The 15,046-nt window shown below is 68.4% G+C and carries 16 protein-coding genes; 8 read left to right on the top strand and 8 right to left on the bottom strand.

All coding sequences use genetic code 11. The features are described 5' to 3' along the window. Window positions 1-2: 2 nt before the first annotated feature. The 4 genes from EOD42_RS09460 (at window position 3) to EOD42_RS09445 (ending at window position 4,360) form a co-directional block, all read left to right on the top strand. Complete coding sequence (locus EOD42_RS09460) at window positions 3-464, top strand: antitoxin Xre/MbcA/ParS toxin-binding domain-containing protein (RefSeq protein ID WP_127787289.1); 462 nt, start codon at window positions 3-5, stop codon at window positions 462-464. 9 nt (window positions 465-473) lie between these two features. Then, window positions 474-947 (top strand): RES family NAD+ phosphorylase, encoded by a 474-nt coding sequence (locus tag EOD42_RS09455; protein ID WP_127787288.1) that lies wholly within the window; start codon window positions 474-476, stop codon window positions 945-947. Further along, the gene (locus EOD42_RS09450; protein ID WP_127787287.1) at window positions 940-1,413 is read left to right on the top strand and encodes a VOC family protein; all 474 of its coding nucleotides are present in this window, start codon (window positions 940-942) and stop codon (window positions 1,411-1,413) included. The genes EOD42_RS09455 and EOD42_RS09450 overlap by 8 nt, the downstream gene beginning before the upstream one ends. 166 nt (window positions 1,414-1,579) lie before the next feature. Continuing rightward, on the top strand, window positions 1,580-4,360 hold the full coding sequence (locus EOD42_RS09445; protein ID WP_127787286.1) for a bifunctional aconitate hydratase 2/2-methylisocitrate dehydratase: 2,781 nt from the start codon (window positions 1,580-1,582) through the stop codon (window positions 4,358-4,360). 91 nt (window positions 4,361-4,451) lie between these two features. On the opposite strand, the gene EOD42_RS09440 is transcribed toward EOD42_RS09445, so the two are convergent. The 4 genes from EOD42_RS09440 to EOD42_RS09425 are packed head-to-tail and all read right to left on the bottom strand — an operon-like array spanning window position 4,452 to window position 7,045. Beyond that, a complete protein-coding gene (locus EOD42_RS09440; protein WP_127787285.1) occupies window positions 4,452-4,655 on the bottom strand; it encodes a hypothetical protein in 204 nt (67 codons plus the stop codon). Continuing rightward, window positions 4,655-6,367, bottom strand: a complete 1,713-nt coding sequence (ureC, locus tag EOD42_RS09435; RefSeq protein WP_127787284.1) for an urease subunit alpha — start codon at window positions 6,365-6,367, stop codon at window positions 4,655-4,657. Before ureC ends, EOD42_RS09440 begins: the two co-directional genes overlap by 1 nt. A gap of 55 nt (window positions 6,368-6,422) precedes the next feature. After that, window positions 6,423-6,728, bottom strand: coding sequence for an urease subunit beta (locus tag EOD42_RS09430; RefSeq protein WP_127787283.1), 306 nt, complete (start codon window positions 6,726-6,728; stop codon window positions 6,423-6,425). Continuing rightward, the gene (locus tag EOD42_RS09425) at window positions 6,725-7,045 is read right to left on the bottom strand and encodes an urease subunit gamma (protein ID WP_127787282.1); all 321 of its coding nucleotides are present in this window, start codon (window positions 7,043-7,045) and stop codon (window positions 6,725-6,727) included. Before EOD42_RS09425 ends, EOD42_RS09430 begins: the two co-directional genes overlap by 4 nt. Before the next feature lie 51 nt (window positions 7,046-7,096). Between EOD42_RS09425 and EOD42_RS09420 the strand changes: the two genes are divergently transcribed. Then, window positions 7,097-7,651 (top strand): glutathione S-transferase family protein, encoded by a 555-nt coding sequence (locus EOD42_RS09420; RefSeq protein WP_164867855.1) that lies wholly within the window; start codon window positions 7,097-7,099, stop codon window positions 7,649-7,651. A 122-nt stretch (window positions 7,652-7,773) separates the two neighbouring features. Here the strand turns inward: EOD42_RS09420 and EOD42_RS09415 are convergent, their stop codons facing one another. Beyond that, window positions 7,774-9,522, bottom strand: a complete 1,749-nt coding sequence (locus tag EOD42_RS09415) for a chloride channel protein (RefSeq protein ID WP_127787280.1) — start codon at window positions 9,520-9,522, stop codon at window positions 7,774-7,776. A gap of 87 nt (window positions 9,523-9,609) precedes the next feature. Beyond that, window positions 9,610-10,185 (bottom strand): hypothetical protein, encoded by a 576-nt coding sequence (locus EOD42_RS09410; RefSeq protein WP_127787279.1) that lies wholly within the window; start codon window positions 10,183-10,185, stop codon window positions 9,610-9,612. 209 nt (window positions 10,186-10,394) lie between these two features. Here EOD42_RS09410 and EOD42_RS09405 point away from each other — a divergent pair, with 209 nt between their 5' ends. Both EOD42_RS09405 and EOD42_RS09400 read left to right on the top strand, forming a co-directional pair. Continuing rightward, window positions 10,395-11,096, top strand: a complete 702-nt coding sequence (locus tag EOD42_RS09405; RefSeq protein WP_127787278.1) for a response regulator transcription factor — start codon at window positions 10,395-10,397, stop codon at window positions 11,094-11,096. Window positions 11,097-11,149: 53 nt separating this feature from the next. Beyond that, window positions 11,150-11,821, top strand: coding sequence for an NnrU family protein (locus tag EOD42_RS09400; RefSeq protein ID WP_127787277.1), 672 nt, complete (start codon window positions 11,150-11,152; stop codon window positions 11,819-11,821). Here EOD42_RS09400 and aidB read toward each other — a convergent pair whose 3' ends face one another. Then, entirely contained in the window at window positions 11,822-12,613 is a 792-nt protein-coding gene (gene aidB, locus EOD42_RS09395) for an AidB family quorum-quenching N-acyl homoserine lactonase (protein ID WP_127787276.1), read from the bottom strand. Window positions 12,614-12,657: 44 nt separating this feature from the next. Then, window positions 12,658-13,551 carry a LysR substrate-binding domain-containing protein gene (locus tag EOD42_RS09390; RefSeq protein ID WP_127787275.1) on the bottom strand — a complete coding sequence of 298 codons (894 nt, stop codon included), beginning with the start codon at window positions 13,549-13,551 and terminating at the stop codon, window positions 12,658-12,660. A 196-nt stretch (window positions 13,552-13,747) separates the two neighbouring features. Between EOD42_RS09390 and EOD42_RS09385 the strand changes: the two genes are divergently transcribed. Next, window positions 13,748-15,001, top strand: coding sequence for an MFS transporter (locus EOD42_RS09385; protein WP_127787274.1), 1,254 nt, complete (start codon window positions 13,748-13,750; stop codon window positions 14,999-15,001). Window positions 15,002-15,046 lie beyond the last annotated feature (45 nt).

The following is a 15,046-nucleotide window of genomic DNA, read 5'->3' as shown; positions in this document are numbered from 1 at the left end:
TCATGGGCGAGACCCAGACCATCCAGCCCCACCCGGTCACCGAGGAAGCCTTCTATGGCGAACTCTACAAGGCGCCGGTGATGGTGCGCATCGACATGATCAAGAAGGGCGTGCGCGCCACCGATGCGCGCCAATGGCTGGAGATCGAACCCCTGGGCCGCAGCGCCACCCTGAAGGCGCTGGACCTGCCGGTGGCCACCTTCAACCGCAAGGTGAAGGAAGACGGCCGCCTTTCCCCCGCCGAAAGCGAGCGCGTGATCGGCTTCGCCCGGCTGGTGGGCCAGGTGGAGGCGATGACGGAGGAGGCGCCGGGCTTCGATGCCCGCGCCTGGCTGGCGGGCTGGCTGGTGCAGCCCCTGCCCGCGCTGGGCCATGCCCGGCCCATCGACCTGATGGACACGATGGAAGGCCAGGCCCTGGTGGCCCGCACCCTGGAACAGGCCGTCAGCGGCGCCTATGCGTAGCCCCAGCGCATGATCCTGTGGCGCATCGCGGCCGACACCCGCGCCTATCCGGCCGACGACATGACGGGCAACGGCGCGCGCGCCACGGGCGGGCGCTGGAACGCCGAGGGCCACGCGGTGGTCTATACCTCCACCAGCCGGGCGCTGGCCTGCCTGGAGACGGTGGTGCACCTGAACGCCGGCGGCCTGCCGCTCAACCGCTATCTGATCGAGATCTCGGTGCCCGAGGCGCTGTGGAAGGCCGCGCGGCGGGTGGAGAAGCCTCCGGTGGGATGGGATGCGCAACCTGCCAGCATGACCAGCGTCGATCTCGGCACCGCCTGGCTGCGGGCGGGCAAGGCGGCGCTGCTGGTCGTGCCCTCCGTGATCGTGCCGGAGGAGATGAACGTGCTGATCAATCCTGCGCTGGCGACGGGCATCAAGGCCCGGAAGGCCCGCAGATGGCTGTATGATGGGCGCCTGAAGGAGACGCCCCATGGATAAGAACACCATCTGCCTGTGGTACGACAAGGAAGCCGAGGACGCAGCGCGCTTCTATGCCGGCCTGTTTCCGAACTCCGCCGTGCGGTCCGTCAGCCGCGCACCCGCCGATTTCCCCGGCGGCAAGGCGGGCGATGTGCTGGTGGTGAACTTCACCGTGCTGGGCATTCCCTGCATCGGGCTGAACGGCGGCCCGATCTTCCCGCATTCCGAGGCCTTCTCCTTCCAGGTCATGACCGAGGACCAGGAGGAGACCGACCGCTATTGGGACGCCATCGTCGGAAATGGCGGACGGGAGAGCGAATGCGGCTGGTGCAAGGACCGATGGGGCCTGAACTGGCAGATCACGCCGCGCACCCTGACGGAGGCGATGGCGGCCGGCGGCGAGGAAGCGAAACGAGCCTTCCAGGCCATGATGACCATGCGCAAGATCGACGTGGCGGCCATCGACCGGGCGCGCCAGGGCTGAGCCCCGCGAAACCGCCGCTTTCCGCTGCATTGCGGCACCTTGCCAGTCGGGCTGGGTTGGCGTAGTCGAACCGGTCGAAACCCAGGCTCAGACCCAGGCCGATCAGACCCTACAGGCGAGAGGCACGGCGTTTCAGCTCCAGAAACATCATGACGTTGGGAATGCGATGAAAGCCTACCTGGATTACCTGACCGAGATCGAAGGCAGAAAGAACCAGGGGCTCGCGCCCAAGCCGATCGATGACGGCGAACTGGTGCGCGACATCATCGCCATCATCCGCGACAGCGGCACCACCTATCGCCCCGACGCGCTGAAGTTCTTCATCTACAACACCCTGCCCGGCACCACGAGCGCCGCGGGTGTGAAGGCCGCCTTCCTCAAGCAGATCGTGCTGGGTGAGGAAGTGGTGCCGGAAATCACGCCGGACTTCGCGCTGGAGCTGCTGTCCCACATGAAGGGCGGCCCCTCCATCCGCGTGCTGCTGGACCTGGCGCTGGGCGACGACGCCGCCATCGCCGTGAAGGCCGGTGAGGTGCTGAAGACCCAGGTCTTCCTGTATGACGCGGACATGTTCCGCCTGCGCGATGCCTACAAGGCCGGCAACGCCGTCGCCAAGGACGTGCTGCAGAGCTACTCCAACGCCGAGTTCTTCACCAAGCTTCCCGAGGTCGAGGACGAGATCAAGGTCGTCACCTTCATCGCCGCCGAAGGCGATATCTCGACCGACCTGCTCTCCCCCGGCAACCAGGCCCATTCCCGCGCCGACCGCGAGCTGCACGGCAAGTGCATGATCTCTCCGGAAGCGCAGAAGGAAATCGTGGCGCTGCAGCAGCAGCACCCCGACAAGCGCGTGATGATGATCGCCGAGAAGGGCACGATGGGCGTCGGCTCCTCGCGCATGTCGGGCGTGAACAACGTGGCGCTCTGGACCGGCAAGCAGGCCAGCCCCTATGTGCCCTTCGTGAACGTGGCCCCCATCGTGGCCGGCACCAACGGCATCTCGCCCATCTTCGCCACCACCGTGGACGTCACGGGCGGTATCGGCATCAACCTGAAGAACTGGGTGAAGAAGACCGGCGAGGACGGCAAGGCCATCCTGAACAACGACGGCAACCCCATCCTTGAGCAGAAGTACTCGGTCGAGACCGGCACGGTCCTGAAGATCGACGCCAAGGGCAAGAAGCTGCGCGCCGAGGACGGCCAGGAGCTGGTGGACATCGGCGCCGCCTTCACGCCCCAGAAGACCGAGTTCATGAAGGCCGGCTCCTCCTACGCCATCGTGTTCGGCAAGAAGCTGCAGACCTTCGCCGCCCAGACGCTGGGCGTGACCCCGCCGCAGGTCTTCGCGCCGAACAAGGAAATCTCGGTCGAGGGCCAGGGCCTGACGGCGGTCGAGAAGATCTTCAACCGCAACGCGGTGGGCGTGACCCCGGGCAAGACCCTGCACGCCGGTTCCGACGTGCGCGTGAAGGTCAACATCGTGGGCTCCCAGGACACCACGGGCCCGATGACCGCGCAGGAGCTGGAGGCGATGGCCGCCTCCGTCATCTCGCCCCTGGTGGACGGCGCCTATCAGTCCGGCTGCCACACCGCCTCCGTCTGGGACAAGAAGGCCCAGGCCAACATCCCGAAGCTCATGTCCTTCATGAACACCTTCGGGCTGATCACGGCGCGCGACCCCAAGGGCGTGTACCCCGCGATGACGGACGTCATCCACAAGGTGCTGAACGACATCACCGTGGACGACTGGGCGATCATCATCGGCGGCGACAGCCACACCCGCATGTCCAAGGGCGTCGCCTTCGGCGCCGACTCGGGCACCGTGGCGCTGGCCCTGGCCACCGGTGAGGCGACCATGCCGATCCCGCAGTCCGTGAAGGTCACCTTCAAGGGCAAGATGCAGCCCCACATGGACTTCCGCGACGTGGTCCATGCCACCCAGGCGCAGATGCTGCAGCAGTGCGGCGACAACGTGTTCCAGGGCCGCATCATCGAGGTCCATATCGGCACGCTGCTGGCCGACCAGGCCTTCACCTTCACCGACTGGACCGCGGAGATGAAGGCCAAGGCCTCCATCTGCATCTCCGAGGACGCGACGCTGATCGAGTCGCTGGAGATCGCGAAGGCGCGCATCCAGATCATGATCGACAAGGGCATGGAGAACGCGGCCGGCACCCTGAAGGGGCTGATCGACAAGGCCGACGCCCGCATCGCCGAGATCCGTTCCGGCGAGAAGCCGGCGCTGGCCCCGGACGCCAACGCGAAGTACTTCGCCGAGGTGGTGGTCGACCTGGACCTGATCGACGAGCCGATGATCGCCGACCCGGACGTGAACAACATGGACGTGTCCAAGCGCTATACCCACGACACCATCCGCCCCGTTTCCTACTACGGCGCGGCCAAGAAGGTGGATCTGGGCTTCGTGGGTTCCTGCATGGTGCACAAGGGCGACATGAAGATCGTCGCCCAGATGCTGAAGAACATCGAGAAGACGTCGGGCAAGGTGGAGTTCAAGGCGCCGCTGGTCGTCGCCGCCCCCACCTACAACATCATCGATGAGCTGAAGGCCGAGGGCGACTGGGACATCCTGCAGCGCTACTCGGGCTTCGTGTTCGACGACCTGGCGCCCAAGACCCAGGCCCGCACGGATTACGAGAACATCCTGTATCTGGAGCGCCCGGGCTGCAACCTGTGCATGGGCAACCAGGAAAAGGCCGAGAAGGGCGACACCGTGCTCGCCACCTCCACCCGCCTGTTCCAGGGCCGCGTGGTGGAAGACTCGGCCGAGAAGAAGGGCGAGTCGCTGCTGGCCTCCACCCCCGTGGTGGTGCTCTCCGCGATCCTGGGCCGCACGCCCAGCGCCGAGGAATACAAGACCGCCGTGGAAGGCATCGAACTGACGAAGTTTGCGCCCTCCAAGGGGCTGGGCGCTTCCGTTCACTACTGAGCGGATCTGCCAATAAAAAGGGGCGCCTCACCTTCGCGGGTGGGCGCCCTTTTTTCATGTTCTTTTTCTTCAGAAAAAGAAGAAGGCTTGCTCAGTCCCGCGCGCGAAACCCCGAGAGCATCCACCAGATGCCCCAGACCAGCGCGTAGACCCCGAGCGGCGGCAGCAGCCACCACAGCAGGGCCGTGGTGCCCGGCGCGTCATGCCCATCCGCATACCAGCCGATGGCCAGCCCCACCCACCACAGCAGGGCGAACACCACCCAGACCCGGAAGAAGCCGCGCCCGAGGTCCATCAGAACAGGAAGTAGCGCTGCGCCATGGGCAGCACATTCGCGGGTTCGCAGACCAGCAATTCGCCATCCGCGCGCACTTCATAGGTCTCGGGGTTCACCTCGATCTTCGGCATCGCCCCGTTCAGGATCATGTCGGTCTTGCGCAGGCCGCCGCGGGTGTTCTTCACCGGCAGCATCGGGCGGGTCACGCCGATGCGCGCGGCCAGCCCGTCATCCATCGCGGCCTGGCTGGTGAAGATCACGGCGGTTTCCATCATGGCGCGGCCATAGGCACCCCACATCGGCCGGTAATGCACCGGCTGCGGCGTGGGGATGGAGGCGTTGGGATCGCCCATCGGCGCCATGGCGATGGTGCCGCATTTCAGGATGAAATCGGGCTTCACCCCGAAAAAGGCCGGCGACCACAGCACCAGGTCGGCCAGCTTGCCGACCTCGACACTGCCGACATGGGCCGCGATGCCCTGCGACAGCGCCGGGTTGATGGTGTATTTCGCGATGTAGCGGCGGGCGCGCAGGTTGTCGTTGTCGCCGGTCTCTCCGGCCAGGCGGCCGCGCTGCACCTTCATCTTATGGGCGGTCTGCCAGGTGCGGATGATCACCTCGCCCACCCGGCCCATCGCCTGGCTGTCGCTGCTCATCATGCTGATGGCGCCGAGGTCATGCAGGATGTCCTCGGCCGCGATCGTTTCCTTGCGGATGCGGCTTTCGGCGAAGGCCACATCCTCCGCGATGCGCGGGTCCAGGTGATGGCACACCATGAGCATGTCGAGATGCTCGTCCACCGTGTTCACCGTGTAGGGCATGGTGGGGTTGGTGGAACTCGGCAGCACATTGTCCAGGCCGATGACGCGCAGGATGTCCGGCGCGTGGCCGCCGCCCGCGCCTTCGGTGTGGAAGGCCTGGATGGTGCGCCCGGCCATGGCGCGGATCGTGTCCTCGACGAAGCCGCTCTCGTTCAGCGTGTCGGTGTGGATGGCCACCTGGATGTCCATCTCATCGGCCACGCGCAGGCAGGTGTCGATGGCCTTGGGGGTGGTGCCCCAATCCTCATGCAGCTTCAGGCCGGCGGCGCCGGCGCGGATCTGCTCGATGAGGCCGCCGGGCAGCGCCGCGTTGCCCTTGCCCAGGAAACCCAGGTTCATCGGAAAGGATTCGGCCGCCTGCATCATGCGCCGCAGGTGATAGGCGCCGGGGGTGGAGGTGGTGGCCAGCGTGCCGTGCGCCGGGCCGGTGCCGCCGCCGAACATGGTGGTCACGCCCGATGCCAGCGCTTCCTCGACCTGCTGCGGGCAGATGAAGTGGCAATGCACGTCGATCCCGCCGGAGGTGAGGATGCGTCCCTCACCCGCGATGATCTCGGTGGTGGGGCCGATGATGATGTCCACGCCCGGCTGGGTGTCCGGGTTGCCGGCCTTGCCGATGGCGGCGATGCGCCCGTCCCGCAGCCCCACATCGGCCTTGTAGATGCCGGTGTGGTCCAGGATGACGGCGTTGGTGATGACCGTGTCCAGCGCCCCGCCCTCACGCGTGACCTGGGACTGGCCCATGCCGTCGCGGATCACCTTGCCGCCGCCGAACTTCACTTCCTCGCCATAGGTGGTGAGGTCGCGCTCGATCTCGATGAACAGCTCGGTGTCGGCCAGGCGGATCTTGTCGCCCGTGGTGGGGCCGAACATGGAGGCATAGGCGGTACGGGAAATGCGGGTCGCCATCAGCCGCGTCCCGCCGTCTGAGGGCGAAGCCCGAAGGCGATAAGCAGGCCGCGCATCAGAGTTTCCCCTCCGTCTCGCCCCGGAAGCCGTGCACGACGCGCAGGCCGGAATACTCGATCAGCCGCACGGTGCGGGTCTGGCCGGGCTCGAAGCGCACGGCGGTGCCGGCCGCGATGTCCAGGCGCCGGCCGCGTGCCGCCGCGCGGTCGAATTGCAGGGCCGGGTTGGTCTCGGCGAAGTGGTAGTGGCTGCCGACCTGGATCGGGCGGTCGCCGGTGTTCGCCACCGGCAGTTCCACCGCCTCACGGCCCGCGTTCAGCTCGATGTCGCCGGGCAGGGTGATCACTTCACCGGGGATCATGCCGCGTCCTCCGGCTCACGGATCGGGTGGTGCACCGTGACCAGCTTGGTGCCGTCCGGGAAGGTCGCCTCCACCTGGATGTCATGGATCATGGGGGCGATGCCCTCCATCACCTGGGCGGTGGTCAGCACGGTGGCGCCGCTGCGCATCAGCTCGGCCACGGTGCGGCCGTCGCGCGCGCCCTCCACCACATGGTCCGTGATCAGGGCCACGGCCTCGGGGTAGTTCAGCTTCACGCCGCGCGCCAGGCGCTTGCGGGCCACTTCCGCCGCCAGGGCGATCAGCAGCTTGTCCTTTTCACGGGGGGTCAGTTGCATGGCGGCAGAATGGCAGCGCAGCATGCGCCGCACCAGAAGGAAACGCCGACGATGAAGCTCTATCTCACCCCCGGTTCCAGCTCGATGGCCACCCATATCGCCCTGGTCGAGGCAGGGGCGGACTTCACCACCCATGCCATGTCGCTGGGCAAGGAAACCAAGGAAGCGCCGTTTCTGGCCGTCAACGCCGAGGGCAAGGTGCCGGCGCTGGAGGTGGACGGCACCGTGCTGACCGAGGTCGCGGGCACCATGTTCTATATCGCGCGCCGCTTTCCCGCCGCCGGGCTGCTGCCGGAAGGCGCGCTGGAGCAGGGCCAGGTCGTGTCCTGGATGTCGTTCCTCGCTTCCAGCGTGCATCCCGCCTGGAAGGTCAGCGAGGAACACGCCCGCGCCATCTGGGCGATCGCGGAGCAGCGGCTGGGCGGCAAGGAATGGCTGGTGGGCGGGGCCTTCTCCATCGCCGACATCCATCTGTTCCGCCTGTTCTGGCGCTTCCGCGACCGGCTGGGGCTGGATGCCGCGACCTATCCGAAGCTGACCGCGCATCACGACCGCATGCTGGCGCGGCCGGCGGTGCGGAAGGTGATGGCGGCCGAGGGCGTCTGAGCCCCTGAACGCGGCCACCATTGCCAAGTCCGGGCCGCCGGCATCGGCGGCCGCTGGTTCGGCCGGTCATGCGGGCGGCCCGACCCGCGTTCCGAGGGAGCTGCCGCCGCGGGGATGAGGGATCAGCTTTCCCCGAACAGCTCCCGCTGGGATGCCTCGACTTCCTCGAAATACCGCCGCCGGGCGTGGCGTTCCGTCACCACCCCCAGCACCTGGCCCTGCGCGTCCACCACCGCCATCTCATCCGCGCCCAGGCTGTCGAAGGCCTTCAGCATGGCCTGGATGTCGGCGCCGGGGCTCAGCATGTCCCGCTCCAGGGCCGCGATGCTGCCGATGGGGGCGTCCGCGTCCAGTTCCGGCGCGTAAGCCGCCGCCGTGGCCAGGATGCCGCGATAGCGGCCCTCGGCATCCACCACCACCGCCTTGCTGGCGGAACCCAGCGGCACACGGGTGCGGAAGGCGCCGATGCTCAGGTCCTCGCGCACGGAAACCCAGTCCCGCCGCATGATGCGCGCGGCGCTCAGGTTCAGCATCCAGCCGATGTCGCGCGGGCTGCGGATCATGGACCCGCGCAGATGCAGCCGCCAGGTGGAGAAGGAATAGCCGAACATCTCCCGCGTGAAGGCGCCGGAGACGAGAGAGGCCGTCAGCACCACGCTCATCAGCGCGAAGTCGTGCGTGGTCTCCAGCATCAGCACCGCGAGCGTCATCGGCCCGCCGACGACCGCGACGCTGAGGGCCGCCATGCCGACCAGCGCCGCGTCGTTCGGGTTCACCTCGAACCCCGCCTGCCCGGCCAGCACCGCGAAGATCTGCCCCACCAGCGAGCCCAGGAACAGCGAGGCGAAGAACAGCCCGCCGCGAAACCCGAAGGCCAGCGAGATGACGGAGGCCGCGATCTTCAGCAGCAGCACCATCAGCAGGAAGGACAGCACCGGGTGCAGCACCAGGTTCAGGTGCAGCGCGCCGTGCCCCGCCGAAAGCGACTGCGGCGACAGCCAGGCGATGGGCATCAGCAGCGCCCCGCCCAGCACCGGCCGCCAGCGGCCCAGGCGCTTCCAGCCCTGCACGCGCATCTCCGCCGCCGTGACCAGCCGCATCAGCGCGATGCCCACCCCGGCGCAGAGCAGGCCCAGCAGCGCATAGGCGAAGTAGTCCGCGCCATGGAACACGCGGTCGGCCGTGGTCGCGATCAGATAGGGCGCATCACCGATCGTGCCCGTGACCCAGGCCGCCACCAGGCAGGCGCCCAGCACCGGCGCGATGGCCGAGGGGGTGTAGGTGCCGATCACGATCTCGAACGCATAGAAGGCACCGGCCAGCGGCGCGCCGAAGGCCGCCCCCACCGCCGCCCCTGCCCCGGCGCCGACCAGCGTGCGCAGGTCGTTGCGCCGCAGCTTCAGCCAATGCCCGAGCACGGAGGCGGCACCGCCGCCCATCTGGGCATAGGCGGCCTCCAGCCCCACCGAGGCGCCGGCCCCGTTGGAAATGATGGTCTGGGCGGAGATGACCAGGCTGTCGCCGGGCGCGATGCGGCCGCCATGCAGGGCGTTGGCCTCCACCACGTCGACCGGCGCGCGGGTGCGCCGGCGCAGCAGCCGGGCCAGCCCCACCAGCAGCAGCCCGCCGAAGGGCAGCGCCAGCAGCCGCCAGGGCTGCTCGATGGCGCCCAGCGCGCTGAGCCGTTCGGAGGAAATGCCGTAGAAGACGCGCTGCAGGCCATGGGCCAGGAACTGCTGCACGGTGGTCAGCAGCCCCGCCGCCACCCCCGCGCCCGCCGCCAGCAGGATGAAGGCCAGCTCGCTTTCGCGCAGCCGCAGGCGCTGGCGGACGGCAAAGGCCAGAAAGGCCGGGATGGCGGGGTGGCGCATGGTCCAGCCAACAAACCCGCCCCCGCCGGGGCGTCAACCGGGCGCGCGGCAAGGCTGGCGCGCGGATTCCTCATCCGGCAGGCGGCTTCACGCGATATAGCGCGTGTCGTTCCAGTTTTCCTCGCTCTGCCGGTCGATGGCGCCGAAGACTTCCGGCTTGAACATCTGCGTCAGCAGGCAGGACTTCAGCGAGGCTTCGGCCGAGTTGTCGCGCTTGGCCGGGTTGCCCTCCGCACCGTTCACATGTGCCAGCTCATGCACGATGGTCGCGGCTACCTGCATGGAATTGGGCTCCATCGGCTTGGCGGGGGTTCCGCGAAACGAGGAGAAGCCCAGCGCGATCTCCTTCGTGCCGGGCCGTGCGAAGCCCAGGGACATCGTCTTGCCGTTATAGTGGATCCAGGTGTCGGGATCGTCCCAGATCTCGGCGAAGCTGCGCTTCTTGGGCAGCCGCTTGAAGCATTCGTTGCAGGGCTTCCAGATCTTTACCTTGCTGTCGATGAAGGCGACGGCCTCGTTCAATCCCCGGGCAATGAAGGCACCGAGATTGGCCACTGCGGCGTCATCCGAATTCGAGTTGGGAAAGGAGAAGAACTTGTCGGTATCGGCGACCCACATCTCGGGATCGACGCGGCCCACATGGGCCCAGTTGATCGACACCATGCCCTATGCCTCCTGACATCGAGCGGATGCAGGGCACCCGGCACGATCATTTCCAGACCAGGGAAGGCTATCGGCGTTCCAGGCAGGATGCATGGCTTCGATGAATGATGCGACTTCACGTTCCGCTGTGCTCGCCAGGTGCCACCACGGCGATTGACCTTGCGCTTGCGCCCAGCCCGTCTATGCATGGCGCGTAAAGGGGAGCCCATATGCCGCATACCATCGCCCTGGTGGACGACGACCGGAACATCCTGACCAGCCTCTCCATGACGCTGGAGCAGGAAGGGTTCACCGTGCGCACCTACACGGATGGCGAAAGCGCCCTTCAGGGCCTGATGGGCAAGCCCGCGGACCTGGCGGTGCTGGACATCAAGATGCCCCGGATGGACGGCATGGAGCTGCTGCAGCGCCTGCGCGCCCGCAGCGCCATGCCCGTCATCTTCCTCACCAGCAAGGATGAGGAAGTGGACGAGCTGATGGGCCTGCGGCTGGGTGCTGACGACTATATCCGCAAGCCCTTCAGCCAGCGCCTGGTGCTGGAGCGCATCCGCGCCCTGCTGCGCCGGAACGAGAACCTGCGCGCCGAGGCATCCGGCGCCGTGCCCGGCGGGCTGCTGGTGCGCGGGGACCTCACACTCGACGAGACGAAGCACACCTGCCTGTGGAAGGGCAAACAGGTGCAGCTGACGGTCACGGAGTTCCTGCTGGTGAAGGCGCTGGCGCTGCGCCCCGGCATCGTGAAGAACCGCGACCAGCTGATCGACGCGGCCTATGGCGAGAACATCTACGTCGATGACCGCACCATCGACAGCCACGTGAAGCGCGTGCGCAAGAAGTTCCGCGAGGTGGACGACGACTTCCAGCAGATCGAGACCCTGTACGGCATCGGGTATCGCTACAAGGAAGTGTAAGTCTTTCACTTTTCACTGGCGCGGCGGGCGGGGCCTCTGGCACGCTGCCGCGCATGCTCCCTCTGATCCTCGCCGCGGCCGCCTGGCTCGCGCTGCATATCGGCGTCTCCGGCACCGCGCTGCGGGGGCGGGTGGTGGCTGCCCTGGGCGGAGAATGGCCGTTCCGGGGGGTGTTCTCGGCTGCTTCCACCGTCGTCATCATCTGGCTGGTCATGGCCTGGCGCGCCGCGCCGACCACGCCGCTGTGGTACGCGCCTGGCGCCCTGCGCGGGCTGGTGGCGGCGCTGATGCTGCTGGCCTTCGTGCTGTTCGCGCTGTCGGTGGCGGGGAATAACCCGACCTCCGTGGGACAGAGCCTGGGGGCCGAGGGCGCGCGGGGCATCACCCGCGTCACGCGCCACCCCATGCTGTGGTCCTTCGCGATCTGGGCGGGGGCGCATCTGCTGGCCAATGGGGATACGGCGGCGCTGGTGTTCTTCGGCACCTTCCTGGTCACGGCGCTGGCGGGCATGCCCAGCATCGACGCGAAGCTGGCCAAGCGCGACCCCGCCGTCTGGGCACGGCTGTCGGCCGAGACCTCCATCCTGCCCTTCGGCGCCGTGCTGGCCGGCCGCAACCGTGTCAGCTGGGCCGAGATCGGCTGGCTGCGCCCCGCGATCGGGGTGCTGGCCTGGGCCGCCATGGCGCATCTGCACGGGCGGCTGATCGGCGTGCCCGTCTGGTGATCAGGCGCTGAGGCGGTAGCCCTCGCCGGCCTTCTCCACCCGGCAGAAATCGGCGGTGTGGCCGCCATGGATGGTCCAGCCGGCGGCCGCCGCGCGGGGCAGCAGGGCGTGGCGGGTGCGGGCGGCCATGGCCGGGTCCAGGTCGAACTGCACGCCCAGATCGGGGTCCGGCACCTGCAATGCGGGCAGATGCGCCAGATCCCCCCACAGCAGCAGCGCGCCCCCCACCAGCACGCCGCTATGCCCCGGCGTGTGGCCAGGCAGCGGGATGTATTCCAGCCCCGGCAGGACCTCGCCCGGCGGCGCCCCGCGGAACCGGTCGCCATAGGCGCGCCGCAGGGACGCGGTGATGGTGAAGCCGCCGCGCCGGGGCTCCGGCAGGGCCAGCTTCGCCTGCTCATCGGAGAAGAAATCCAGGTCCGCCTGGGGGGCGATGACCTGGGCCTTGGGGAAATAGGCGGCCTCGCCGTCCAGCGCGCCCAGCGCGTGGTCGCCGTGGATATGCGTCAGCACCACATGGGTGACATCCGCCGGGGCCACGCCGAGCCCTTCCAGCGCCGCCCAGGCATGGCCCAGATGCGCGCCCCAGCTGGGCCCGGTGCCGGCATCCACCAGCACCGTCCCCGCCGGGCCGCGCAGCAGGAAGCAATGGACGGGAATGCGGATCTGCGGCAGCGCGGCGATGGCGGCCTTGCGCGCGGCCTCGCCGGCCTGGTGCAGCAGGCGTTCGGCCGGCGCCTCGAAGATGCCGTCGAGCAGGACCGTCACGTCAAAGGGACCGAAGCTGGGCATGGGCGTTCCTCCGGCGCGCAGTGTCTACCCGCGCGGGGCGCCCGTCACCCCTCCGCGGCCTTCCTGATCTGATGGATCAGCGCGCGGGTGGCCGGTGCGGGCTCGCTGCGGCGGAAGGCGGCCGCGATCTCGGCCATCACCGCGGCCCCCTTCAGCGGGCGATACACCACCCCCGGCAGGTTCAGGCTGCGGCACAGGCTGTCCGGCACCACGGCGATGCCCAGGCCCAGGCCCACCAGCGCCGTCACCGCGATCAGGTCGCGCCCGCGATGCGTCACGCGCGGCTTGAAGCCCCCCTGGCTGCCGACCGCCAGCGTCAGGTGATGGAAGCTGGTCGAGGTGTCCTGGTCGGTCACGATGAAGCCTTCCGGCGCCAGGGCGGCCGGCGCGACGCTCTCCTCGGCGGCCAGCGGGTGGGCGGCGGGCAGGGCGATCAGCAGGGCCTCCCGCAGCAGGCGGGCGGTGACGATGCCGGGGGGTTCCATCACCGGCAGGCGCAGGAAGCCGATGTCGAGCCGCCCCTCCGCCAGGGCCTCGATCTGCGGGATGCTCTCCATCTCGTGGAAATGCAGCTCCAGCTCCGGGTGGTCATGCCGCCAGACGGCGACGTTCTTGGCCAGCACGCCGGAATAGGCGGCCGAGGCGGTGAAGCCGATCTCCACGATGCCGCGTTCCCCTCGCCCAGCCTGGCGGGCCAGCAGGGCGGCGCGATCCAGCTGGGCCAGGGCGGGCCGCACCTCCTCCAGATACAGCCGCCCGGCATCGGTCAGCGCCACACTGCGCTTGGTGCGGGCGAACAGCCGGGCGTCCAGCCGGCGTTCCAGCTCCCGGATCTGCTCGGTCAATGAGGGCGGGGAGATGCCGAGCGCCTCGGCCGCGCGGGCGAAGTGCAGCGTCTCGGCCACCGCCGTGAAGGCGCGGAGCAGGCGGGTTTCCATGACAGGCTCCTGAATAATTCGGTCCAGCCTAATATTTTTGCGCTGCAACAGGAATGACAGAAGCACTGACGTTGCCCATTTTAACGCCAGCACGTCGTTGCTGCGTGCCAAGCCGGACCCGATAGCCCGCAAAAGCGGCAATCGGGGACACGGTATTCGGGGGTGGTGTCCGCCACCAGTAAGGACCCTTGCGCGCATGAGCCCGCCAGCCGTTACCGCCCTCGACACCGCCATCCCGGCCAGCCGCGCCGTGGAGACGCCCTATATCGAGCAAGGCAGCACCGAATTCCGGCTGACGGCCATTGCCCTGTTCTGCGCGGGCCTGGCGACATTCACCCTGCTCTACGCCGCGCAGCCCATCCTGCCGGTGTTCTCCCGCGAGTTCGGCATCAGCGCCTCCTACGCCTCGCTGGCCATCTCCCTGCCCTCCATCGCGCTGGCGATCGGCACGCTCATCGCCTCCTCCCTCTCCGAGGCGCTGGGCCGCAAGCCGCTGATGCTGGGCGCGGTGTTCATCTCCGCCGGCCTCACCCTCGCCTCCGCCTTCGCGCCGAACTGGGAGAGCTTCCTGGTGCTGCGCACCTTGCAGGGGCTGGCGCTGTCCGGCCTGCCGGCCGCCGCCATGGCCTATCTGGCCGAGGAAGTGCACCCGCGCTCCATCGGCCTGGCCATGGGCATGTACATCAGCGGCAACGCGCTGGGCGGCATGGCCGGCCGCGTGGGCAGCGGCATGCTGGGCGACGTGGTCTCCTGGCATGTCTCGATGGGTGCCATGGGCGTGCTGGGCCTGGTCTCTGCCGTGGTGTTCTGGCGCGCGCTGCGCCCCAGCCGCCACTTCCGCCCCCGCCCGCTGAACCTGCGCGCCCTGGCCCAGGGCTTCGAGCAGCACCTGCGTGAACCCGGGCTGCGCGTGCTGTTCCTGCAGGGCCTGCTGCTGATGGGCAGCTTCGTCACCATCTACAACTACATCGGCTACCGGCTGATCTCGCTGGAAGCCAGCCCGGTGATGATCGGCCTCGTCTACACCACCTACATCGTGGGTATCGCCGCCAGCACGCTGATCGGCTCGCTCGGCGACAAGCTGGGCCGCGCCCGGCTGTTCTGGATGACCATCGGCGTCATCATCCTGGGCCTCATCATCTCCCTGCATCACTCGCTGCTGGGCGCGGTGCTGGGGCTGGCCGTCATCACGCTCGGCTTCTTCGGCGCGCACTCCATGGCCAGCGCCTGGGTCGGCCGCCGCGCGCTGAAGGCCAAGAGCCAGGCCTCCTCGCTCTATGTCTTCTGTACCTATGGCGGCGCCAGCCTGATGGGCTGGATCGGCGGCATGATGCTGGAACATTGGGGCTGGGAAGGCGTGGTCGGCCTGGTCGGCGGCTGCATGGCCGTGGCCCTGGTCGGTGCCCTGTGGCTGGCCCGGCTGAAGCCGCTGGCGCAGCCGGTGGGGTAGGTTGCGCGGCGGGGGTTTCACCCCCGAGCCCCGACCAAGGGCGCC

Origin of the sequence: Rhodovarius crocodyli, from assembly GCF_004005855.1 — a bacterium.
Classification (GTDB): Bacteria; Pseudomonadota; Alphaproteobacteria; order Acetobacterales; family Acetobacteraceae; genus Rhodovarius; species Rhodovarius crocodyli.
Note: the sequence above shows the minus strand (reverse complement) of the source record. Positions and strands in the feature narration are given on the sequence as shown.

Bases quoted from the DNA above. Each gene is read 5' to 3' on its own strand.
- EOD42_RS09460 (WP_127787289.1), top strand. From the start codon at position 3: ATGGGCGAGACCCAGACCATCCAGCCCCACCCGGTCACCGAGGAAGCC.
- EOD42_RS09455 (WP_127787288.1), top strand. From the start codon at position 474: ATGATCCTGTGGCGCATCGCGGCCGACACCCGCGCCTATCCGGCCGAC.
- EOD42_RS09450 (WP_127787287.1), top strand. From the start codon at position 940: ATGGATAAGAACACCATCTGCCTGTGGTACGACAAGGAAGCCGAGGAC.
- EOD42_RS09445 (WP_127787286.1), top strand. From the start codon at position 1,580: ATGAAAGCCTACCTGGATTACCTGACCGAGATCGAAGGCAGAAAGAAC.
- EOD42_RS09440 (WP_127787285.1), bottom strand. From the start codon at position 4,655: ATGGACCTCGGGCGCGGCTTCTTCCGGGTCTGGGTGGTGTTCGCCCTG.
- ureC (WP_127787284.1), bottom strand. From the start codon at position 6,367: ATGGCGACCCGCATTTCCCGTACCGCCTATGCCTCCATGTTCGGCCCC.
- EOD42_RS09430 (WP_127787283.1), bottom strand. From the start codon at position 6,728: ATGATCCCCGGTGAAGTGATCACCCTGCCCGGCGACATCGAGCTGAAC.
- EOD42_RS09425 (WP_127787282.1), bottom strand. From the start codon at position 7,045: ATGCAACTGACCCCCCGTGAAAAGGACAAGCTGCTGATCGCCCTGGCG.
- EOD42_RS09420 (WP_164867855.1), top strand. From the start codon at position 7,097: ATGAAGCTCTATCTCACCCCCGGTTCCAGCTCGATGGCCACCCATATC.
- EOD42_RS09415 (WP_127787280.1), bottom strand. From the start codon at position 9,522: ATGCGCCACCCCGCCATCCCGGCCTTTCTGGCCTTTGCCGTCCGCCAG.
- EOD42_RS09410 (WP_127787279.1), bottom strand. From the start codon at position 10,185: ATGGTGTCGATCAACTGGGCCCATGTGGGCCGCGTCGATCCCGAGATG.
- EOD42_RS09405 (WP_127787278.1), top strand. From the start codon at position 10,395: ATGCCGCATACCATCGCCCTGGTGGACGACGACCGGAACATCCTGACC.
- EOD42_RS09400 (WP_127787277.1), top strand. From the start codon at position 11,150: ATGCTCCCTCTGATCCTCGCCGCGGCCGCCTGGCTCGCGCTGCATATC.
- aidB (WP_127787276.1), bottom strand. From the start codon at position 12,613: ATGCCCAGCTTCGGTCCCTTTGACGTGACGGTCCTGCTCGACGGCATC.
- EOD42_RS09390 (WP_127787275.1), bottom strand. From the start codon at position 13,551: ATGGAAACCCGCCTGCTCCGCGCCTTCACGGCGGTGGCCGAGACGCTG.
- EOD42_RS09385 (WP_127787274.1), top strand. From the start codon at position 13,748: ATGAGCCCGCCAGCCGTTACCGCCCTCGACACCGCCATCCCGGCCAGC.